This window comes from Salipaludibacillus sp. CF4.18 (assembly GCF_051262595.1).
Taxonomy (GTDB): domain Bacteria; phylum Bacillota; class Bacilli; order Bacillales; family Salisediminibacteriaceae; genus Salipaludibacillus; species Salipaludibacillus neizhouensis.
On sequence record NZ_JBIMEV010000005.1, the window covers coordinates 162,123 to 185,074 of the forward strand.

Sequence of the window (22,952 nt, forward strand, 5' to 3'; positions counted from 1 at the left end):
TAAGGATGAATCAAACATGTGTTTGCGTTATAATGAAAGTGAATCATTTGAAAATTAAGGGGGGATACCCATGTCATTTGTTCATCTACATGTTCACAGTGAGTTCAGTTTGCTTCAAAGTGCCGCCAAAATAGCCGATATCGCAAGCCTTGCAGCGGAACTAAACTTTCCAGCCGTGGCATTAACAGATATTAATGCGATGCATGGCGTCATTCCATTTTATAAAGCATGTAAAGAAAAAGGAATTAAACCCATTATCGGTGTGGAGCTTCATTACAATGAAAAGGAACTTTCTGGTCGGGAAGGGCCAAAATACAGTTTATTATTTCTAGCAAAATCAAATAAAGGATATAGGTCTCTATTAACACTTACTACACTTGCTCAAACGAGAGAAAATAAGCAATTTCCATACATTACATATAGTGATTTAGAAAAACATGCAGTTGATATAATCATTATCAGCCCTTTTGAAACAGGCGAAATGCAGTTCTTATTGCAAAATGGTCAAAAAGCAGAAGCAAACCAGGTTCTTGACAATCTTAGAAAGATTGTTGTTGAACAAGATGTTTATGTAGAAATTCAAAATCACTGGCGTCGTGAAGAAAGAGAACGACTTCTTGCTATTCGTGAGTGGCAGCTAGAAAGGACTATCCCAATAGTTGCTTCTAATCACGTTCACTTCCTGAAGAAAGAACAAAAAGATGCGCATCGAGTTCTGAATGCGATAAGGCTAGGAGAGAAGTTAGACACGTTACCTGCTGGCGTAACCTCAGAAGAATATACCTTCAAGAGCCAGCAGGAAATGAAAGAGCTTCTCCCTTCATGGGAGAACGCCTTAAATGAGACTGAGAAAATCTCAGAGCGCTGTGAAGTTACGATAGCTTTAGGAGAACCGGTTTTACCCGAGTTCCCTGTGCCTCATGGGTTTACATCCCACACCTTTTTAAAACATCTATGTGACTTAGGTGTGAAGGAACGCTTTCAACATCCGCAAGAAAATGTATGGCAGCGGTTAGCATACGAATTGGAAGTTATATCAACCATGAATTATGAAGATTACTTTCTTATTGTTGCTGATTTCATGAAATACGCTCATGATAATGATATTTTAACAGGACCTGGAAGAGGTTCGGCAGCTGGTTCAATAGTCGCTTATGTTCTTAAAATTACGAATGTTGATCCGTTACAACATGATCTTCTTTTTGAAAGATTCTTAAACCCGGAACGTGTATCCATGCCAGATATTGATATTGATTTTTCGGATACTCAAAGAGATGAAGTGATTCAATATGTAGCTGGGAAATACGGCAAGACTCATGTATCGCAAATTGTGACGTTTGGAACACTTGCTGCAAAAGCTGCATTGAGAGATTCTGCTCGAGTATTAGACTTGCAGCAAAATAAAATTGATCGTGTAGCGAAGTTAATACCGAGTAAATCGCATATCACACTTCGCCAAGCTATTGCCGAGACACCTGCTCTAAAAGATATGATAGCAGGAGATGAAGAACTGATAACATTATTTCGGATAGCCGAAAATATAGAAGGCCTGCCGCGTCATACATCCATACATGCGGCGGGAGTTGTTATGAGTAAAGAGCCTTTAACGAACGTTGTCCCTTTACAACAGGGAAACGATGGCCTCTATTTAACTCAGTATCCAATGGGCGATTTAGAGGAAATTGGGTTATTGAAGATGGACTTTCTGGGTTTAAGAAATTTAAGCTTCATCGAACGAATCATTCAATTAGTGTTTTCAAATAAAGGGATGAAGATTGAATTAGATCATCTTCCCTGGAATGATAAAAAAACGTTTGATCTATTAAGTGAAGGAGATACGAGCGGAATTTTTCAATTGGAGTCAGCTGGTATGAAACGTGTATTAAAAGGATTAAAACCAAGTGAGTTTGAAGATATCGTTGCTGTCAATGCTTTGTACCGTCCAGGACCGATGGAAAATATTCCGCTTTACATCGCACGAAAACATGGCGAAAAATCAGTTAGTTATCCCCATGAAGATTTAAAGAGGATTTTAAAATCCACATACGGAGTAGTTATTTATCAAGAACAAATTATGAAAATAGCTTCTCTCATGGCTGGGTTCACATTAGCTGAAGCGGATGTGTTAAGAAGAGCTGTCGGGAAAAAGAAAAAAGAAATATTAGAGGAAACACGTGAACAGTTTGTTCGTGGTGCTAGTAATAAGAACTACTCGTTGGAGGAAGCAGAGAAAGTTTATGATTTAATTGTTCGATTCGCCGATTATGGTTTCAACCGGAGTCACGCCGTAGCGTATAGTATGATTTCATATCAGCTGGCTTATTTAAAAGCGAATCATTCTCAAGAGTTTTTAAGTAGTTTAATGGACATGTCTATTCATAATCAGGAGAAGCTTTCTGAATACATCTCAGAGGCTAGAAGAAAAAATATAACAGTCATGGGACCTTCCATTCTTCACAGCGGAGCTTTGTTTGAAGTGAAGCAAGGGGCTATTTTTATTGGTTTAGCTGCCTTGAAAAATTTAGGGCTTCAAGCTATAAAAAATATCATTGAGGAAAGAAGAAACGGACCATTCAAAAACTTGTTTGACCTGTGCTCACGTGTCTCCGGTAAAACCCTTTCCCGTAAAGCATTGGAGTCACTTGTATTTGCAGGAGCGCTGGATGATTTTGGCGTCGAAAGAGCAAGCCTGTTAGCATCTTTAGACGATGCGATGGAATTTGGTGAAAAGGAAAGAGAAAAGCAGTTGCAAGGACAGGATCTTCTCTTTTACGAGGAGGATAGTAATCCAACCTATACGGAAGTTTCTCCTTTGTCTAATAAAGATCATCTTCGTTATGAGAAAGAAGTTTTAGGATTTTATGCTTCGGGACATCCTGTGCAGGACGCCGAAAAATTATTGCACAATTACGACCGATTGAAAATACTACAAATAAAAGAAAAAGATATATGGAAAGATAGAGAATCGGTCAGACTTGCAGGTCTTGTAGAAAATATACGAGTCATCCAAACTAAAAAGAAGGAACAGATGGCTTTTGTTCGTTTATCTGATGAGACTGGAGAAATAGAAATGACTGTTTTCCCGAAAGCTTTTCGTGAATTTGATACAAAGCTGCAAAAAGAAGAATTAGTGTTCATAGAAGGAAAAATTCAGGAGCATCAAGGGGAACGAAAGGTTTTAGTTGATAAATGCACGACTGTAGAAGCGTTACAAAAAAGGGATTCGGAACGAAAAAAACCTGTTTTATTTTTAAATATTACACTTATACATGAACGAGACGGTACGTTGGAAAAGTTAAAAGAACTGCTTCAGGATACACCTGGAAGTGTTCCTGTAATTCTGAAATATGAATCAAATGGGCAAGCAATACGATTATCAGAAATGTGGAATACTTCTTCAAAACAAGAATTTATATATAAAATTCAAGCAGTTTTAGGACAGAAAAATGTCTTTTTGAAAAATCCATAGATGTAACAGGACTATTAATTTGGTATAATAGGTTTGGTCAAGGGTGGTCAGACCACTATAATTTCATGGAAAAGGGAGAGTGGCAATAGTGACGACTTTGAGAGAAGAAGCATTACATATGCACAGAAAACATAAAGGGAAGATTGAAACAAAGTCTAAAGTAGCGGTTCGAAACGCAGAGGACTTGTCTTTAGCCTATTCACCAGGAGTTGCAGAACCGTGCAAAGAGATATTTGAGGATCCTCAAATGGTCTATGAATATACAGTTAAAGGAAACATGGTAGCTGTCGTTTCAGATGGAACGGCTGTTTTAGGTTTAGGGAATATAGGACCAGAAGCCGCAATGCCAGTAATGGAAGGTAAAGCAGTGCTTTTTAAATCTTTTGCTGGAGTGGATGCATTTCCTATCTGCTTAAATACAAATGATGTCGACAAAATTGTTGAAACTGTGAAACTAATGGAGCCGACATTTGGAGGAATTAATTTAGAAGATATTGCTGCGCCAAGATGTTTTGAGATCGAAGAACGTTTAAAAAAGGAAATGAATATACCTGTTTTTCATGATGATCAACACGGAACTGCAATTGTTACTGCAGCGGGATTATTAAATGCTTTAAAGATATCCGGGAAATCGTTATCAGAAGTAAAGGTTGTTATTAATGGAGCAGGAGCTGCAGGCATTGCAATTATGAAACTTCTCAAAAGTATGGGCTGCAAACAATTTATTCTTTGCGATTCAAAGGGAGCTATTTATGAAGGGCGTCCTTACGGAATGAATAATTTAAAGCATGAATTATCATTGTTGACGAATTTTGAGAAGCTTGAAGGTTCTTTGGAAGAAGTTATTAAAGAAACAGATGTTTTTGTTGGGGTTTCGGTTGCAGGAGCTTTAACAAAATCAATGGTGGAGTCTATGAATGATAATCCAATCATTTTTGCAATGGCTAATCCTGTTCCAGAGATTATGCCGGATCTTGCTAAAGAAGCGGGAGCAAGTGTTATAGGAACAGGTCGCTCCGATTTTCCGAATCAGGTGAACAATGTCCTCGCTTTTCCGGGAATCTTCCGAGGTGCTTTGGATGTGCGGGCTACTCATATTAACGAAGAAATGAAAGTTGCAGCAGTTAAAGCAATTGCTGAATTAGTAAGTGAAGAGGAACTAAATTCAGATTATGTCATCCCGGCACCATTTGATCCAAGAGTTGCTCCGGCTGTTGCTAAAAGCGTTGCACTAGCTGCCATGGAAACAGGTGTTGCACGAAAAAAAGTTGATCCGGAAGCTGTAGCTAGAAAGACGCGTGAGCTAACAATTATTGAGGACTAGTATACCTGAGTAACTGAAATAGCACATAGGTTTATATTGGAGGATCAGAAATTATCATGAGTCACAGTGGGAAAATCTATCTAAATATTTTGAAAGAAATTGACCAAATTATTACCCATGATAAGTTGACAAGTGGTGATAAGCTTCCTTCAGAAAGAGATTTAGCAGAACGCCTTAAAGTAGGCAGATCTTCCGTACGCGAGGCATTGAGAGCGTTAGAATTATTGGACCTTATTGAGACACGAAAAGGCGAAGGTACCTTTATTCAACAATCCGGCAGTCATCGATTGGCTGAAGTTCTAGCAAATTTTTTCTTGAAGGATAAGCAAGCAAGACGTGATGTTACAGAGACAAGAAAGCTTATTGAGGTCGAAGCTGTCCGTCTTGCATGTACGCGAGCTACAGAGCCGCAACTTCATAAACTTAAATCATATATCGAGGCTTCACACGCCACCTGGTCAGGTGGTGAAATTCCGGTAGAAGAAGACTATTTGTTTCACAAAACATTAGTAGAATGCAGTCATAATAATCTTATTTTAAATATTTGGAAACCGTTAGTAGAATACAGTAAGATCGCATTAAAAAAATCTCTCTCAAGACAAGGAAGACCTGAGGATTCCATGAAAGAACACTTCATTATTTATGAATCAGTTGCTCTGGGAGACGAAGAGAAGGCTGTCTCGGCTTTGAAAAATCACTTGGAAAACAGCAGGTTTTGACAGAACTAGTGCAAAAATCCTGGAGGCTACCTTGTTTTTTAGATGAGTACAAGGTATGATAAAACGAAAATTATTCTAGCCGAATGAGATTGTTATGGGGTGAAACAGTGATAAGAGATTTATTTACGAAAAAGAAAAAATACGCAACAATTCCTTCTGAACAAGCGAAACAAGAAGTACCAGAAGGTTTAATGACGAAGTGCCCACAGTGTAAGTCCATTATATATTTCAAAGAATTGAAGAAAACCCTGCTAGTTTGTGATCATTGTGAATATCACCACCGTTTATCTTCAACCGAACGTATCGAAATGACATTGGATGAAGGTAGTTTTCAAGAGTTTGATAAAAACATGGTTGCAAAGGACCCACTGAATTTCCCGGATTATAAAGAGAAATCAGCATTGGATCGAAAAAATACGGGGTTAAATGAGGCCGTAGTAACTGGTAGTGGTACAATTTCCGGTATGGAAGTTATTATCGGAGTGATGGATCCAAGATTCCGAATGGGGAGTATGGGTTCCGTTGTCGGAGAAAAGATGTGCAGGGCGATCAAGATTGCAGCAGATGAGCGAAAACCGTTTATCATGTTTGCAGCTTCTGGTGGAGCCAGGATGCAAGAAGGTGTATTCAGTTTAATGCAGATGGCTAAAACTAGCACTGCTCTGAATCTTCTGCATGAAAAAGGGATTCTATTTATTAGTATAATGACGCATCCTACAACCGGCGGAGTATCAGCAAGCTTTGCTTCACTCGGTGACATAAATCTTGCTGAACCGAAAGCATTGATTGGCTTTGCCGGACGTCGTATTATTGAACAAACAATTCGACAGAAGCTTCCAGATGATTTTCAAACATCTGAATTTTTGTTGGATCACGGACAGTTAGATCAAGTGGTACCGAGAAAAAATATGAAGTCAACATTAACCAATATTTTAGAAATTCACCAAACTTCGTAAAGTCATAAAGGAAGGAGGATTAGAATGTCTGAACAATTGCCATTTGAGAAACCTATTATTGAGCTGAGAAATAAAATTTCCGAGCTGAAAACATTCACAAGGGAGAAAGATATTGATCTTTCTGATGAAATTAAAAAATTGGAAGTGAGACTCGAGCAACTGGAAGAAGATATCTATGGAAATATGACAGCCTGGGATCGGGTTCAACTTGCCCGACATAGTAAGCGCCCAACTACATTGGACTATATTGAACATCTATTTACTAACTTCATGGAGCTTCATGGAGACCGGTTTTACGGCGACGATGCAGCTATTGTTGGTGGGATTGCAAAGTTTGAGGGGGAACCAGTAACTGTTATCGGTCATCAACGAGGCAAAGGAACAAAAGACAATTTAAAAAGAAATTTTGGAATGCCCCATCCTGAAGGTTTTCGAAAAGCATTAAGACTCATGAAGCAGGCAGAAAAATTTAATCGTCCGGTAATTTGTTTTATAGATACAAAAGGGGCATATCCTGGAAAATCTGCGGAGGAACGAGGGCAAAGTGAGGCTATCGCAAAAAACCTAATTGAAATGGCAGGACTTCGTGTTCCTATCGTTTGTATAGTCATTGGGGAGGGCGGAAGTGGCGGAGCATTAGCGCTAGGCGTTGGAGATAGAATATGTATGTTGGAAAATTCGACCTATTCTGTTATTTCGCCTGAGGGTGCTGCTGCATTACTTTGGAAAGACGCGGGACAAGCTAAAAGGGCTGCAGAGACAATGAAAATAACTGCTCCTGATTTGAAAGAATTGGAATTAATTGATGAAATGATTCCTGAAATACGTGGTGGGGCTCATCGTAATTTAGAAGCTCAGTCAGGTTATATTCGACAAACGTTGAAAAGTGCTTTGTTAGAATTAAATAAAATAGACAGAAATGACCTTGTGAAAAAAAGATATGAAAAATTTAATAAAATAGGCGAATTTGACGATGAAAACGGTCTCATTGCTAAAGAATAGGCATTCAGCTTTCTCTTATTTGAGGAAGCCTTTTTACATACGTCCCGTTTCTATTGTTTTTAATAAATGAAAATGGTATTTTTAACACATATTAAAAATTAGGTAGCTAAAAAATTGAGGTGACTGGAAAGAATGAAACGAATTGGTGTTTTAACAAGTGGTGGGGATTCACCAGGTATGAATGCAGCTATTCGAGCAGTTGTTAGAAAAGCGATCTACCATGATCTTGAAGTATATGGCATTTATTATGGTTATGCTGGACTAATCAACGGAGATATAAAAAAACTTGAGCTTGGATCGGTGGGAGATATCATTCACCGTGGAGGCACAATGCTTTACACAGCTCGTTGCGAAGAATTTAAAACGATTGAAGGTCAAAAAAAGGGTATTGAGCAACTTAAGAAATTTGGAATTGAAGCACTTGTAGTTATTGGAGGAGATGGTTCTTTCCGAGGTGCTGAGAAACTTGTAGAACATGGTTATCCAACAATTGGCGTTCCCGGAACGATTGATAATGATATTCCTGGTTCTGATTTTACAATTGGGTTTGATACAGCTCTTAATACAGTCATTGACGCTGTTGATAAGATTAGGGACACTGCCACTTCACATGAACGTACATATGTTATTGAGGTAATGGGTCGTCATGCAGGTGATTTAGCCCTATGGTCAGGATTGGCTGATGGTGCGGAAACCATAATGATTCCTGAAGTCGAAGATAATATGGATGATATTATTAAGCGTTTAAAAAGAGGCCATGACAGAGGTAAGAAGCACAGTATTATTATGGTCGCAGAGGGAGTAGGCTCTGGAGTTGACATCGGTAAAGAAATTCAGAGTAAAACCGACTTGGAAACAAGAGTGACAGTTTTAGGCCATATTCAAAGAGGTGGCTCTCCTACAGCGCAAGACAGAGTCTTAGCAAGTAGATTAGGGGCGAAGGCTGTGGAATTGTTGTTAGAAGGACAAGAAGGCAAAATGGTAGGAATTGAAAATAATAAACTTGTTTCACATAATATCGATGAAGCGCTAGCCAGAGGTCATAAGATTGATGAAGAAATGTATAGGCTGTCAAAAGAACTGTCTATTTAATTTAAATTAAAATTTTACTTCTGTGCGATTTCATTGCTAGGACATTATGTTGTCCTAGCTTTCGTGTGAGAAAAATGACAGACTCAGAAAATAAACAGATAAAGAGTTAGAATTTAAAGGAGGAATTACAATGAGAAAGACAAAGATTGTATGTACAATCGGACCAGCAAGTGAGTCACCAGAAAAATTAACAGATCTTATCGCTGCGGGAATGAACGTAGCACGCCTTAACTTTTCACATGGCGACTTCGAAGAGCATGGTGCGCGTATTAAAAATATCCGTGAGGTAGCTGAAAAAACAGGCCACAACGTAGCCATTCTTTTGGATACGAAAGGTCCGGAGATCCGAACGCAAACTCTAGAAGGCGGAGTAGCTGAGTTAATTAAAGGCAGCACTGTGAAAGTATCAATGACTGAAATTATAGGTAATAAAGATCAATTTTCAGTTTCTTATCCGAACTTAATTAATGACGTTCATGTAGGTTCAACAATCCTTTTAGATGATGGTTTAATTGAACTTAAAGTGATAGAAATTGGTGAAGGTGAGTTAATTACCGAAGTTATTAACAGTGGTGTTCTTAAAAATAAAAAAGGCGTGAATGTACCTAATGTCAGTGTAAACCTTCCAGGTATTACTGAGAAAGATGCAAGTGACATTGTGTTTGGTATTGAACAAGATGTAGATTTTATTGCTGCATCTTTTGTAAGACGAGCTTCTGATGTATTAGAAATACGTGAATTACTTGAAAAACATCACGCACACCACATTCAAATCATTCCGAAGATAGAAAACCAAGAAGGTGTCGATAATATCGATGAAATTCTTGAGGTATCTGACGGATTAATGGTTGCGCGTGGAGATCTAGGTGTTGAAATTCCTCCTGAAGATGTACCTTTAGTGCAAAAAGAACTTATTAAAAAATGTAATAGATTAGGGAAGCCGGTCATAACTGCTACGCAAATGCTTGATTCCATGCAGCGTAACCCGCGTCCAACCCGTGCAGAGGCAAGTGATGTGGCGAATGCTATTTTTGATGGCACTGACGCAATTATGCTCTCTGGAGAAACAGCAGCAGGGATTTATCCAGTAGAATCTGTTATTACGATGAGAAATATCGCCGTAAAGGCAGAAACAGCATTGGAGCATGAAGACATTCTTAAGAGAATATCAAAAGAAAGTGAGCATACTGTCACAGAAGCTATCAGTCAATCTGTTTCCCATACTGCATTAAATTTGCATGCAGCAGCTATATTGACAGCAACGCAAAGTGGACATACAGCAAAAATGATCTCTAAGTATCGACCGGAATCACCTATTATTGCTGTTACTCATAGTGCGCGCGTTTGTCGCTCTCTAGCTCTAGTTTGGGGAGTTTTTCCTCAGGTCGGTAAAACAGTGGAATCTACAGATGAAATGCTACAACTTTCAGTCGATGGAGCGCTTAAAAGTGGTCTCGTGAAAAATGGTGATTTAGTAGTAATTACAGCTGGTGTTCCAATTGGAGAAAAGGGTACTACAAACCTCTTAAAAGTACATGTTATTGGAGAAGTAGTAGCTAGAGGTCAAGGTATTGGAAGAAGATCGGCTACAGGCAACGTGGTTGTTGCAAATACCGCGGAAGAAGCAATTGCTAAAACACAAAAAGGGGACATCATTATTACGAAAAGCACGGATCGTGACATGATGATTGCCTTTGAAAAGGCATCTGCAGTTATCACAGAACAAGGTGGACTAACCTCTCATGCAGCAGTTGTCGGTTTAAATCTTGGAGTACCTGTTATTGTAGGCGTTGAAAATGCTACTCAAATGTTTACTGACGGTGATGAAATAACGGTAGATGGAACACACGGAAAGATTTACAAAGGGCATGCAAGTATTTTATAATATATAATAAGGATGTCATCAAAGGTCACAGAGATCTTTGGTGACATTTTTTTAGAAGGTAAGAAAGTATAAGATGACAGCTATCTTTACGCCACAATCATCAAGGGAAGGGCGTCCTTGAAGCTTTGATGGTGGCGAAAGATAACGCTGTATTTAACAAAAGACGCTTTGCGTTAGAAGCATCAATCTTTTAGGTAACAGCCATTTTCAAAGATTTATTCTATAAAAGTTACTTGAAATTGAAAGGAAGAAAACAATGGGTAAAATATTTTTGTTACTTTTAATCGTAGTTCCTGCTTTGGAAATTTTTGTATTAATACTTTCAGGGAATGTGATCGGTATTCCAATGACGATTATTTTAATCATCCTTACCGGAATTATTGGTGCTACGTTAGCTAAGAAAGAAGGTTTGAATGCTATTAGGACAGCTCAAATGCAGGCTTCTCAAGGTCAGATGCCTAGTGGAGTCTTGTTAGATGGTATTTGTATTCTAGTTGGAGGAGTTGTTTTATTAACTCCAGGCTTTATCACAGATGCAATCGGTTTTTTTCTATTAATTCCACAAACAAGGGCAGTTTTCAAGGGCTTCTTGCTAAAATTCATACAAAGAGCAATGAAATCAGGAAATGTTGTTTTTGTTTCTAACAATCCCTGGAATAGAAAACGCTAAAAAAGCCTCAAGTTAGTAACTTGAGGCTTTTTTAATTGAGAATATATATAAGTGTTAAGTTAGATAATACCGCCATGTTTCTCTAAGATAATAGTCACTAAGGACGAATAAAATAATATATTTCTTGTAAAACGTTTGCTCTAATAAATGATTGAATAATCATTAACAGAAATGGACCGAACAGAACACCGATAAAACCCAGAAATTGATAACAAGCAAACATCGTAAATAAAAGGAGTAGTGTAGGCATTCCCATATGATGGGCGATCAATTTTGGCTCGGACACTTGCCTCTGGACAACGACTACTCCGTAAAGAATAGACAGACCAATCGCCATGCTCCAACTACCATTGAAAAAAGAAAAAATAATCCAAGGTATAAATATAATCCCTGTTCCTACATAAGGAACAATATCAACCAGGGCAAGAAGCAGGGCGGTTGTATAAGCATATTCAACTTTTAAAATTAACAAACCTACTAACACGATCAAACCAGTAATGATAACAAGAGTCGCTTGTGCTAATAAATAGCTTCCCATTGCCTTTTTCCATTCGTGAAAAACATTATTTGTAAGGTGATTCACTTTTAGAGGAAGGTACTTATCAATAAAATACATCAGACGAGGCCAATCTTTCGTTATAAAGAAAGACGCAAGTAACGAAAATAAGATCATAGCAAAAGCGTGAGGAAGAGAAATAAAAAAATTCCGCAGTTTAGCTAATACGTATTGTATCAACTCCCCAATTTGATTTCCTGCATTACTAAACAGCTGATCAAGGGATAAATCTATCGTTGCTCTAGTATCTGTTGCCAATCCTGCAGAAAATTTTGTTAAATCGGTTACGAAGGGCAGAATAACATTATCTATCCAAAGATGTATCACTTCTGTACTCTCTTCTATATGGGGGGGTAATATTTTCATCAAATGGGATAACCCTTGTACAAATTCAGCGATTATAAAAGTGGTGAGAGCTAGAAAAATTAAGATAAAAATACTAATAATGATCAGAGTAGCACTTGTACGATTCCAGTTCCAATTATTCTCTAAATAGTTTACGAAAGGGAGAAACAGTAATGAAAAAGCAATAGCAATTAAAAATGGGTAAAAATAGATAATGGAGATAAGAATAATTAAAACAGTTCCTATCATTGTTCCCAGTAGTATATATACACGTCCCCATTCAATAGGCCTTCGTGAAGAACTCATTATTTGTTGTCTCCTTTAAAAAGATTTATACGTAACTAGCGTGAATAACGCGTATTCTTTTGATATGGTATTTTATGCTTGGTAAATAAAGATATGAAACAAGCTTTATTAAAATTAAGGAAATGCAAGATAATGTGTTTGTTTAGTGATATATGATAAAATATCGGAGTAAGTAGGAATAGAAAGGAAGAATTTGATGAGCCAGCCCACTATATTTATGTTGATTCTTTTAGCGATCGGATTGTTTGCTAAAAATCAATCACTTATCATAGCAGTGACATTTTTATTAGTTGTAAAATTTAGTGGTCTTGGTGATAAAATTCTGCCGATAGCTCAACAAAAAGGGATTAATATAGGAGTTACGATTATTACGATTGCAGTGCTGGTTCCAATAGTGACCGGGGAAATTGGATTCAGGGAGCTACAGGATGCGATGAAATCGTATTATGCTTGGATTGCGCTTGCCTCTGGAATACTAGTCGCAGTCATTGCTGCAAATGGCATTGAGTTGTTAAAATCAGACCCTCATATTACGGTCGCGTTAGTATTTGGAACAATACTGGCAGTTGCTGTCTTTAATGGTGTTGCCGTTGGACCGTTAATAGGTGCTGGTATTGCTTACCTAGCAATGAGAATTGCAGATTTTTTTTCTTCTTTTGGAGGTTGAAGAGCAACGGATTAATGTGAATGTATAAACAAATTAAAATAATAGTATAAGTCTGCATCTTTAATTGTTTTGAAAGTTTACGTTCACAAAAGTTTCATAAATGGTATAATAGATAGGAATAAGGTCAAATACATAGAAGATGAAGAATGTTTGAATTTCATTTCTAACAATTTACGTAACCGCTATCAATTATCTTTCGCTTAGTTTTCTTCGGTAATAGAAGAAAATGTTTACACAAAAGTATTTTAGGATAATGAATTTTAAAGGTGACTGGCGTGAATGATATTCTACCATTCAAAATGCAGTATTGATTCATTTTTCTTTAGACCTTAGTAACCGGCTTAAAATGAGAAAAAATTATATTTCATGTAAAGGAGAGATAGTATGAGTACGACTAAAGGATTAGAAGGTGTAGTTGCTACTACGTCGAGTGTGAGTTCTATAATTGACGGAGTTTTGACTTACAATGGGTATAACATTGACGATTTAGCGGATCACGCTAGTTTTGAAGAAGTAGTTTTCCTTCTTTGGAATAAAAAACTTCCTAATAAAGAGGAATTAGACGCTTTCCAAAAAGAATTAGCAGCAGCTTCAAAAGTTCCGGACGCTGTATTAGCGCAAATGAAAACTTATCCGATTGATCAAGTACATCCGATGGCAGCTTTAAGAACAGCTGTATCTAACTTAGGATTATTTGATGAGGATGCGGATAACCAGGACAAAGATGCTAATCTTAAAAAAGCAGTCAAACTTCAAGCACAAATTCCAACAATCGTAACAGCTTTCTCAAGAATTAGAAAAGGCAAAGAACCTGTAGCTCCAAAAGAAGAGTTAAGTTTTGCAGCTAATTTCCTTTATATGCTTAATGGAGTAGAACCTGATGATATTTCAGTAAAAGCTTTCAATAAAGCATTAGTTCTACATGCCGATCATGAGTTGAACGCTTCAACGTTTACTGCGAGAGTGTGTGTGGCTACATTATCTGATATGTATTCTGGAATTACCGCTGCAATTGGTGCCCTTAAAGGCCCTCTTCATGGTGGAGCAAATGAACAAGTAATGGCAATGCTCTCTGAAATCGGTGATGTTTCAAATGCAGAACCCTATATTAAAGATGCTTTAGAGCGTAAAGTAAAGATTATGGGATTTGGTCACAGAGTATATAAAGATGGAGATCCACGAGCGAAACACTTAAAAGAAATGTCTCGTCAACTCACTGAAATCACTGGAGAATCCAAGTGGTATGATATGAGTGTGAAAATTGATGAAGTTGTCACAAATGAAAAGGGACTTCTCCCCAATGTTGATTTCTATTCGGCATCCGTTTATCATAGCCTCGGTATTGAGCACGATATTTTCACACCGATTTTTGCAGTAAGTCGCATGTCCGGTTGGATCGCTCATATTTTAGAGCAGTTTGATAATAACCGTTTGATTCGTCCACGCGCTGAGTACACAGGACCAGATAAACAAAAGTGGATTCCAATGGAAAACAGATAAGATATGTTATAATTGGGTGGGAAGGGAAGAGCTATTCCTTTTCCTCTCAATAATTTAATTACATATAATTAATAGGAGGTATTTTTTTATGTCAGGACAAAAAATTACAGTAAACAATGGTGTTGTAGATGTACCAAATGAACCAATTATCCCTTATATCGAAGGTGATGGAATTGGCGCAGATATCTGGAAATCTGCATCTCGTGTCATTGAAGCAGCAGTTGAACAAGCTTATAACGGAGAGAAAAAGATTCATTGGAAAGAAGTTCTTGCTGGTGAAAAAGCACATAATAAGACAGGTGAATGGTTACCTGAAGAAACTTTAGATACAATTCGTGAATATATTATCGCGATCAAAGGGCCTTTGACTACGCCAATTGGTGGAGGATTCCGCTCGTTAAACGTAGCACTTCGTCAAGAACTTGATTTATATTCGTGCGTTCGTCCTGTTCGTTGGTTTGAAGGAGTACCTTCTCCAGTTAAACGACCACAAGATACGGATATGGTAATCTTCCGTGAAAACTCTGAAGATATCTATGCTGGAATTGAATTCCAAAAAGGTACAGATGAAGTGAAAAAACTTATTGATTTCTTACAAAATGAAATGGGAGCTACTAAAATTCGTTTCCCGGAAACTTCAGGAATTGGAATTAAGCCTGTTTCCGAAGAAGGAACTCATCGTCTTGTGAGAGCTGCTATTCAGTATGCAATTGATGAAGGCCGAAAGAGTGTAACGATTGTTCACAAAGGAAACATTATGAAGTTTACAGAAGGTGCTTTTAAAACTTGGGCTTATGAATTAGCTGAAAAAGAATTCGGTGACAAAGTATTCACATGGGCTGAATATGATCGTATCGTTGAAGAAAAAGGGAAAGATACAGCAAATGAAGCACAGTCTAAAGCAGAAGCTGAAGGCAAAATTATCATTAAAGATTCTATTGCCGATATCTTCCTTCAACAAATTTTAACTCGTCCAAAAGAGTTTGATGTTGTAGCAACGATGAACCTTAACGGAGATTATGTTTCCGATGCACTAGCTGCTCAAGTAGGTGGAATCGGTATCGCTCCTGGAGCGAACATTAACTACGATACTGGTCATGCAATTTTTGAAGCTACTCATGGTACTGCACCGAAATATGCTGGACAAGATAAAGTAAATCCTTCTTCATTGCTTTTGTCGGGTGTACTGATGCTTCGTCATCTTGGTTGGGGAGAAGCTGCTGATAAAATTGAGAACTCTATGGATAAAACAATTGCAAGTAAAACTGTTACCTATGATTTCGCTCGATTAATGGATGGAGCAACAGAAGTGAAGTGCTCTGAATTTGGAGATGCTCTAATTAAAAACTTGTAAGAGTGTTAGTGAAAAATAAATAAAGTTTGCTTATCTACAAGCTGGATTTTATAGATAAGCAATGATAAATCCGGTGTGTGAAAGAGCTTCTGCAGTAATAGATAATTATCTGTTACTGGAGGAGCTACTCATGCATTGATGTGAGATTTTATGGTAATAACCTGTTTAAAGACTTCTTTCATAATAAACGTAATAAGAAGAGGAGTGCGATAGAGATGACAATTAAACGTAGAAAAATAACTGTTGTTGGTGGCGGTTTCACTGGGACGACTACGGCATTAATGGCTGCTCAAAAAGAACTGGGAGATATTGTTCTAGTGGATATTCCACAAAGCGAAGATCCAACGAAAGGGAAGGCTTTAGACATGCTCGAAGCTAGCCCTGTCCAAGGATTTGATGCTAATATCGTTGGTACTTCTGATTATAAAGACACTGCTGATTCTGATATCGTTGTTATTACAGCCGGAATCCCTAGAAAACCCGGGATGAGTCGTGATGACCTCGTTAGTACGAATGCAGGTATTATGAAGAGCGTTACAAAGGAAATTGTAAAATACTCACCGGATTGTTTCATTATCGTTCTTACAAATCCTGTTGACGCAATGACGTACACAGTATTCAAAGAATCAGGGTTCCCTAAGAATCGTGTTATCGGACAATCTGGAGTATTAGATACGGCCCGATTCAATACTTTTGTTGCACAAGAACTAAATGTTTCTGTGGAAGATGTAACTGGTTTCGTTTTAGGTGGTCATGGTGATGATATGGTACCTATGTTACGATACAGTTTTGCTGGAGGTATTCCTTTAGAAAACTTAATTTCCAAAGAGCGTTTAGATGCTATTGTAGAACGTACTCGTAAAGGTGGAGGAGAAATAGTTAATCTTCTGGGTAATGGAAGTGCCTATTATGCTCCTGCAGCATCTATTGTACAAATGGTAGAGGCAATCCTGAAAGATAAGAAACGTATTCTCCCTACTATTGCCTATCTAGAAGGTGAATATGGTTATCAAGATCTTTATCTAGGTGTTCCGACTGTCATTGGTGGAGATGGTATTGAGAAGATATTCGAAATCGATTTAAACAAGGATGAAAAAGCTTCTCTTGATAAGTCTGTTGATTCTGTTAAAGAAGTAATGAAACTTGTGAAATAAGTTTTTCTTTAAGAAATCCGATAATATATCGGATTTTTTTTATGAGGTAAGCTAGTGTAGGTTTAGACCAGCCGAGAAGATTATGGATAAAAAAATTTTAGGATTAAATGCAGCTGATCAAGTAGTATAAAGAGGTAAATAGAAGGAATGGCTTCATCACAAAGATGGGGCTTTTTTTAGCAACTAGCACCTACACGCAAATACATAGGTGCTACTCGTGGTGGCTAAAGATCACGCTGTACATCATAAAAGGCGCTACGCGTTTTTATGATTCAAACCATTAAATATGACTTACATCGCATACAATAAAGAATGAAAAAATTGGGAATTACTCAAAAGAAATCTTTGTGAAAGGTGCTATTTGTAGTAAGATAAAAAAGACAGTGTCACTAAAAATGTGATAAATAGCTTTGATGAATTATCAGACAAAGCAATCTGGGGGGAACGAAAATGGCACAAAAACTACTAATTGTAGATGATGAAGAATCCATTTTGACATTACTTCAATTTAATCTTGAGCAAGCAGGTTTTCAAGTTACTACGGCCATGGATGGGAAGTTGGGACTTGAAAAAGCGATGCAGAATGCTTACGATTTAATTATCTTAGATCTTATGCTTCCAGAAATCGATGGACTAGAAGTGTGCAAAGAGTTAAGGCAAAACAAAATAATGACACCTATACTTATGTTAACTGCAAAAGATGATGAGTTTGATAAAGTTCTTGGACTCGAGCTAGGAGCAGATGATTATTTAACAAAACCATTCAGTCCAAGAGAAGTAGTTGCTAGAGTGAGAGCGATATTAAGACGTTCAGGGAAGCAGTCCTCCACAAATGAAACGGAAGTCAAATCCCTTAAATTGACCATAGGTGATGTAAATATATTTCCCGACAATTACGAGGTATATTTAAAAGATGAGCCCTTAGAACTTACTCCTAAGGAATTTGAGTTGCTCGTTTATTTAGTGAATAACATGGGAAGAGTTCTCACGCGAGACCAGCTATTAAATGCTGTGTGGAATTATGAATTTGTCGGCGATACTAGAATTGTCGATGTTCATATTAGTCACTTACGGGAAAAAATAGAACCAAATACGAAAAAGCCAGTTTATATAAAAACGATTAGAGGATTAGGCTATAAATTAGAGGATCCGCCAAAACATGAGTAGTTATAAATATAGACTTATTTTACCACTTTCGTTGATTATCCTAATTGTACTTGCAAGCTTAGGTGCTATATTAGGCCCACTATTTAAAGATTTTTACTTAGAAGGTATGAACGATCGAATTGCAAAAGAATCATTAGCCATCGCTTATCACATAGAAGACATTGAGTTAAATGAGACAGAAGTTTTACAAAATACAGTCATTGAGTTAGCAGAACGATTAGACATTCGTATCACGATTATGGATGCGCAAGGCGAAGCATTGGCGGAGAGTACAGGTAATCTCGAAGATCAGGACAATAGACTATCGAGACCAGAAATCCAGGAAGTGATCAAAAACGGTACTGCAGGACGATCTGTGAGGGTTAGTAAAACGGTTAATGAGGAGTTGCTTTATTATGCTATTCCCTTGGAGGATAATGGAGAAGTAAGGGGTTATCTTCGTTTAAGTTTAGCTATGGATGAACTAAATTCGGTGTATCAAAGTATTTGGACGTTCCTAATCGTTTCATTTTTTCTTGCATTTGTCATTATTGTTCTTTTAACAACCAAGATTACAAATCAGATGGTAAAACCAGTGGAAGAAGCAAGAAGAGTTTCTAATGAACTTGCAAAAGGGAATTTTCAAGCAAGAACGTTTGATGTTTCTGATTATCGGACAGGGGAGTTAAACCGATCTATAAATGTTCTTGCAGAGAATCTTCAACAAATAACAAATACGTATGAAATCCAGCAAGAAAGATTGGAAACGTTAATTGAGAACATGGGTAGTGGGCTCATTTTGATTAACACAAAAGGAGACATTACTCTCGTCAACCGATCTTGCAAAGATATATTTGATGAGAATACAGATCAGTGGAAAAATAATCTCTATTATAAAGTAATTAAACATAAATACGTTAACAAGTTCATTCAGGAAATATTTTTATCGGAAAAAAGAACTCGTCGGCAAATAAAAATTCCTGTTGGCATATATTTCCGCCATGTTGATGTTCATGGGGCCCCGATAATTGGACATGATGAAAAGCTAAAGGGTATTGTCTTGGTTTTCCATGACGTTACGGAGTTAAAAAAGTTAGAACAGGCTAGAAAGGATTTTGTTGCTAACGTTTCGCATGAACTAAAAACTCCAGTAACGTCGCTAAAAGGTTTTACGGAAACCTTGCTGGATGGTGCTATGAATGATGAAAAGCTACGTAAAAAATTCTTAACAATCATAGCCAATGAATCGGAAAGATTAGAAGGATTAATCTCAGATTTACTGGAGTTATCAAAAATAGAAGGAGATCATTTTCAACTTAATTGGCAGAAAGTTAATATTGAGTCATTAATTGCTGATGTTCTTTTGATTCTTAATGATAAAGCCAAGGTTAAAAAAATGAGAATTGAAACAAAAATACAAGGGGATACTTGGGTAGAAGCTGATCCTCACCGTTTAAAGCAAGTACTTATTAACCTGATTGTTAACGCAATTGCTTATACACCTGAAGAAGGGATCATCACAATCCGAGTAAAGGAACAGGCTGAAACGGTACTAATGGAAGTAGAAGATACTGGAATTGGAATTAATAAAAAAGAGATCCCACGAATATTCGAGCGTTTTTACCGGGTAGAGCGAGCTAGAAGCAGAAATTCAGGTGGGACGGGACTAGGTCTTGCCATTGTTAAACATTTAGCTGAAGCTCATGGTGCAAAGCTTTCCGTAGACAGTGATTTAGGCAGAGGAACCGTTTTTCGTTTGGTCATTTTAAAGGAAAAAAAAGAATCAAAAAGTATGTGATTGATAGGAATGGACGTTAATAAAATCTTTACACGTGCGCTATATTATCTTACACATTTCGACCTACTAAAGGAGTCATTAGTTTCACACCCCATGAAAGGAACAAAAGCTCTCCACGAGTTTTGTTCCTTTTTGTACAAGGTAAGAATTTATAAGGTGACAGCTATCTTTACGCCACACGCATCAAGGGAAGTTCGCCCTTGAGCTTAAATAGTGGTGGCTTTAAAGATCACACTAGCTTTTGTTCTTCTAGAAGCTTTCGTGATAAAATAGCATTATGGAATAGGAACAGAAAAGGGGTTAAAAAATGAAAAAGTTAATTTTAATTGATGGAAACAGTATTGCATACCGAGCATTTTTCGCGCTACCGTTATTGAATAACAACAAAGGTGTCTATACAAATGCAATATACGGTTTTACGACGATGCTGTTAAAAATATTGGAAGACGAACAACCGACTCATATGCTGGTAGCATTTGATGCGGGAAAAACGACGTTCCGTCACTCGACGTTTAAAGAGTATAAAGGGACGAGACAGAAAACTCCGCCCGAACTTTCTGAACAGTTACCAGTAATGAGAGATTTGCTTAAAGCTTTTAATATCCAGCACTTTGAAGTTGTTAATTATGAAGCAGATGATATTATTGGAACACTCTCTACTCAAACTGCAAAAGACCCAGATTGGGATGTGAAGATTTACACTGGTGATAAAGATTTACTGCAACTCGTTACAGATAAAGTGCATGTTTCCTTAACTAAAAAAGGCATCACGAATGTAGATACATACGATTTATCTTTAGTCGATGAAAAATATGGAATCACACCTAACCAAATTATTGATATGAAAGGGTTAATGGGTGATAGTTCCGATAATATTCCCGGTGTACCGGGAGTTGGAGAAAAAACAGCTCTTAAGCTCTTGAAACAGTATAAGACAGTTGAAGGTGTATATGAATCACTTGACGAAATTTCCGGAAAAAAACTAAAAGAAAACTTAACTGAAAACAAAGAACAAGCTTTTATGAGTAAAGAGCTTGCAACGATCATGATTGATGCTCCTGTTGATGTGAAGCTAGATGCGTTGGAACTGGGAGAAAGAAATCAAGAAAAATTAATAGAGCTATTTAAAGAGTTAGAATTTGCCTCTTTATTAGATCGTATCGGTTCTGGTGAAGCAGTTGCTCAAGAAGAGATAGAGGATATGGACATTCAATTAGTGGAAGAAGTAACAGATGACATGTTAATCAGTCCATCTGCTCTCGTTATTGAAGCACTAGGAGAGAACTATCATCAAGCTGAAATTATTGGGCTATCTGTTGCGAATGATAATGGAGCGTTTTATTTCCCTGCGGAGGTTGCAATGGAAAGTGACGTATTCAAAAATTGGGCAGCGGATCCTGACAAAGAAAAATATATCTTTAATGCAAAACGAGGAGTGGCGCTATTAGGCTGGCAAGACATTCGACTAGATGGGGTTGTCTTTGACGTGCAAATAGCCTCTTATTTGATTGACCCTTCAGCAAGCTCTCATGAAATGGCTGATATAGCGAATCGAAAACAAAGCCTTAAAGTACAAACTGATGAAGTAATCTATGGAAAAGGAAAGAAACGACAAGTACCGGTAAATGAGATATTGGCTCAGCACATCGGAAGAAAAGCCGCGGCAGTGCTTGATTTGAAACATGACTTGATAAAAGAACTTCAGGAAAATGAGCAGCAGGAATTGTTTGAGCAATTAGAGATGCCACTATCCATTATTTTAGGACACATGGAGATGAATGGTGTAACTATCGATAAAGAAGAACTGGAAAACATGGGTGAAGTGCTTGTTGGGAAATTGAATAAAATGGAATCAGAAATTCATCAGCTTGCAGGCGTGGAATTTAATATCAACTCACCGAAACAACTTGGAGAAATTCTTTTCGATAAGCTTCAATTGCCCGTGGTCAAGAAAACGAAAACAGGATATTCCACATCTGCTGAGGTATTAGAGCAGTTGAAGGACCAGCATGAAATGATTCCTCTTATCCTTCACTATCGGCAGTTAGGAAAACTAAACTCAACGTATATAGAAGGATTGTTAAAAGTAGTTCACCAGAAAACAGGAAAAATTCACACGATTTTTAATCAGTCACTAACACAAACAGGCAGACTAAGTTCTACAGAACCAAATCTGCAGAATATTCCGATTCGCTTGGAAGAGGGGAGAAAAATACGTCATGCTTTTGTGGCTGAAGAGAAAGGCTCCTATATTTTGGCGGCAGACTATTCTCAAATTGAGCTAAGAGTACTGGCTCATATATCGAAAGATGAAAACCTTGTTCAAGCCTTTAGTGAGGGTATCGACATTCATACAAAAACAGCAATGGACGTTTTTGAGGTTAGTGCTGAAGATGTAACAAGTAATATGAGACGAACAGCTAAGGCTGTGAACTTTGGTATTGTTTACGGTATTAGTGATTATGGACTTTCCCAAAACCTTGGTATTACTCGTAAAAAATCAAAGGTGTTTATTGAGCGTTACTTTGAAAGCTATCCTGGAGTGAAAGATTATATGGAGAACGTTGTGGAAGAAGCTCGAGAAAAAGGGTTTGTAACAACGATGCTTAATCGCAGACGATATTTGCCTGAACTTACGAGCCGTAATTTCAATCTGCGAAGTTTTGCAGAAAGAACAGCGATGAACACCCCGATACAAGGAAGTGCAGCGGATATTATCAAAAAAGCGATGGTAGATATGGCAGAAAGATTAGAAGAAGAACAAATGGAATCCACCTTACTATTACAAGTGCACGATGAGCTTATTTTTGAAGTTCCAGAAAAAGAAATAGAAAAAATGAACAAGATTGTTTTAGATGTTATGGAAAACGCTGTAAAGCTGAATGTTCCACTAGTAGCAGATGTCTCGTATGGTGCAACATGGTATGATGCAAAATAAATAAGAAAAATAACCTTTGTTTTGTTCAAAACGTAAAAACCCTTGAATGGAACTTAGAAGCTATTAGAGAA

16 protein-coding genes are annotated in these 22,952 nt (G+C 37.4%); 15 read left to right on the forward strand and 1 reads right to left on the reverse strand.

Annotated features, from left to right (window positions below):
- Window positions 1-70 precede the first annotated feature (70 nt).
- From dnaE to ACHABW_RS05730, 8 genes are all read left to right on the forward strand, one after another.
- Window positions 71-3,469, forward strand: coding sequence for a DNA polymerase III subunit alpha (gene dnaE / locus ACHABW_RS05695; protein ID WP_435754450.1), 3,399 nt, complete (start codon window positions 71-73; stop codon window positions 3,467-3,469).
- A gap of 88 nt (window positions 3,470-3,557) precedes the next feature.
- Window positions 3,558-4,793 carry an NAD(P)-dependent malic enzyme gene (locus ACHABW_RS05700; protein WP_110934870.1) on the forward strand — a complete coding sequence of 412 codons (1,236 nt, stop codon included), beginning with the start codon at window positions 3,558-3,560 and terminating at the stop codon, window positions 4,791-4,793.
- 56 nt (window positions 4,794-4,849) lie between these two features.
- A complete protein-coding gene (locus ACHABW_RS05705; protein ID WP_435754451.1) occupies window positions 4,850-5,512 on the forward strand; it encodes a FadR/GntR family transcriptional regulator in 663 nt (220 codons plus the stop codon).
- A gap of 107 nt (window positions 5,513-5,619) precedes the next feature.
- Complete coding sequence (accD, locus tag ACHABW_RS05710) at window positions 5,620-6,468, forward strand: acetyl-CoA carboxylase, carboxyltransferase subunit beta (protein ID WP_110934872.1); 849 nt, start codon at window positions 5,620-5,622, stop codon at window positions 6,466-6,468.
- A 24-nt stretch (window positions 6,469-6,492) separates the two neighbouring features.
- Window positions 6,493-7,470 (forward strand): acetyl-CoA carboxylase carboxyl transferase subunit alpha, encoded by a 978-nt coding sequence (gene accA, locus ACHABW_RS05715; RefSeq protein ID WP_435754452.1) that lies wholly within the window; start codon window positions 6,493-6,495, stop codon window positions 7,468-7,470.
- Between the two features lie 132 nt (window positions 7,471-7,602).
- Complete coding sequence (gene pfkA / locus ACHABW_RS05720) at window positions 7,603-8,562, forward strand: 6-phosphofructokinase (protein WP_110934874.1); 960 nt, start codon at window positions 7,603-7,605, stop codon at window positions 8,560-8,562.
- Window positions 8,563-8,692: 130 nt separating this feature from the next.
- A complete protein-coding gene (gene pyk, locus ACHABW_RS05725) occupies window positions 8,693-10,447 on the forward strand; it encodes a pyruvate kinase (RefSeq protein ID WP_435754453.1) in 1,755 nt (584 codons plus the stop codon).
- A gap of 256 nt (window positions 10,448-10,703) precedes the next feature.
- Window positions 10,704-11,117: an FxsA family protein gene (locus ACHABW_RS05730; protein WP_435754454.1), complete on the forward strand. Its 414-nt coding sequence runs from the start codon at window positions 10,704-10,706 to the stop codon at window positions 11,115-11,117.
- Window positions 11,118-11,214: 97 nt separating this feature from the next.
- On the opposite strand, the gene ytvI is transcribed toward ACHABW_RS05730, so the two are convergent.
- Complete coding sequence (gene ytvI, locus ACHABW_RS05735; protein ID WP_110934877.1) at window positions 11,215-12,324, reverse strand: sporulation integral membrane protein YtvI; 1,110 nt, start codon at window positions 12,322-12,324, stop codon at window positions 11,215-11,217.
- 196 nt (window positions 12,325-12,520) lie between these two features.
- On the opposite strand from ytvI, the gene ACHABW_RS05740 reads away from it, so the two are divergent.
- From ACHABW_RS05740 to polA, 7 genes are all read left to right on the forward strand, one after another.
- Window positions 12,521-12,991, forward strand: coding sequence for a DUF441 domain-containing protein (locus tag ACHABW_RS05740; protein ID WP_110934878.1), 471 nt, complete (start codon window positions 12,521-12,523; stop codon window positions 12,989-12,991).
- A 384-nt stretch (window positions 12,992-13,375) separates the two neighbouring features.
- Window positions 13,376-14,491: a citrate synthase gene (citZ, locus tag ACHABW_RS05745; RefSeq protein WP_435754455.1), complete on the forward strand. Its 1,116-nt coding sequence runs from the start codon at window positions 13,376-13,378 to the stop codon at window positions 14,489-14,491.
- Window positions 14,492-14,579: 88 nt separating this feature from the next.
- Window positions 14,580-15,845: an NADP-dependent isocitrate dehydrogenase gene (gene icd / locus ACHABW_RS05750; RefSeq protein WP_435754456.1), complete on the forward strand. Its 1,266-nt coding sequence runs from the start codon at window positions 14,580-14,582 to the stop codon at window positions 15,843-15,845.
- A gap of 215 nt (window positions 15,846-16,060) precedes the next feature.
- Window positions 16,061-16,999, forward strand: a complete 939-nt coding sequence (gene mdh / locus ACHABW_RS05755; protein ID WP_435754457.1) for a malate dehydrogenase — start codon at window positions 16,061-16,063, stop codon at window positions 16,997-16,999.
- A gap of 450 nt (window positions 17,000-17,449) precedes the next feature.
- Window positions 17,450-18,166: a response regulator transcription factor gene (locus tag ACHABW_RS05760; RefSeq protein ID WP_435754458.1), complete on the forward strand. Its 717-nt coding sequence runs from the start codon at window positions 17,450-17,452 to the stop codon at window positions 18,164-18,166.
- Window positions 18,159-19,943 (forward strand): two-component system histidine kinase PnpS, encoded by a 1,785-nt coding sequence (pnpS, locus tag ACHABW_RS05765; protein WP_435754459.1) that lies wholly within the window; start codon window positions 18,159-18,161, stop codon window positions 19,941-19,943. Before ACHABW_RS05760 ends, pnpS begins: the two co-directional genes overlap by 8 nt.
- 307 nt (window positions 19,944-20,250) lie before the next feature.
- A complete protein-coding gene (gene polA / locus ACHABW_RS05770) occupies window positions 20,251-22,881 on the forward strand; it encodes a DNA polymerase I (protein WP_435754460.1) in 2,631 nt (876 codons plus the stop codon).
- Window positions 22,882-22,952: the final 71 nt, after the last annotated feature.

Excerpts from the sequence above, each read along its gene's own strand:
- pyk (WP_435754453.1), top strand. The coding sequence starts at position 8,693 with ATGAGAAAGACAAAGATTGTATGTACAATCGGACCAGCAAGTGAGTCA.
- dnaE (WP_435754450.1), top strand. The coding sequence starts at position 71 with ATGTCATTTGTTCATCTACATGTTCACAGTGAGTTCAGTTTGCTTCAA.
- icd (WP_435754456.1), top strand. The coding sequence starts at position 14,580 with ATGTCAGGACAAAAAATTACAGTAAACAATGGTGTTGTAGATGTACCA.
- ACHABW_RS05705 (WP_435754451.1), top strand. The coding sequence starts at position 4,850 with ATGAGTCACAGTGGGAAAATCTATCTAAATATTTTGAAAGAAATTGAC.
- ACHABW_RS05760 (WP_435754458.1), top strand. The coding sequence starts at position 17,450 with ATGGCACAAAAACTACTAATTGTAGATGATGAAGAATCCATTTTGACA.
- ACHABW_RS05740 (WP_110934878.1), top strand. The coding sequence starts at position 12,521 with ATGAGCCAGCCCACTATATTTATGTTGATTCTTTTAGCGATCGGATTG.
- mdh (WP_435754457.1), top strand. The coding sequence starts at position 16,061 with ATGACAATTAAACGTAGAAAAATAACTGTTGTTGGTGGCGGTTTCACT.
- accA (WP_435754452.1), top strand. The coding sequence starts at position 6,493 with ATGTCTGAACAATTGCCATTTGAGAAACCTATTATTGAGCTGAGAAAT.
- pfkA (WP_110934874.1), top strand. The coding sequence starts at position 7,603 with ATGAAACGAATTGGTGTTTTAACAAGTGGTGGGGATTCACCAGGTATG.
- citZ (WP_435754455.1), top strand. The coding sequence starts at position 13,376 with ATGAGTACGACTAAAGGATTAGAAGGTGTAGTTGCTACTACGTCGAGT.
- pnpS (WP_435754459.1), top strand. The coding sequence starts at position 18,159 with ATGAGTAGTTATAAATATAGACTTATTTTACCACTTTCGTTGATTATC.
- ACHABW_RS05730 (WP_435754454.1), top strand. The coding sequence starts at position 10,704 with ATGGGTAAAATATTTTTGTTACTTTTAATCGTAGTTCCTGCTTTGGAA.
- ytvI (WP_110934877.1), bottom strand. The coding sequence starts at position 12,324 with ATGAGTTCTTCACGAAGGCCTATTGAATGGGGACGTGTATATATACTA.
- polA (WP_435754460.1), top strand. The coding sequence starts at position 20,251 with ATGAAAAAGTTAATTTTAATTGATGGAAACAGTATTGCATACCGAGCA.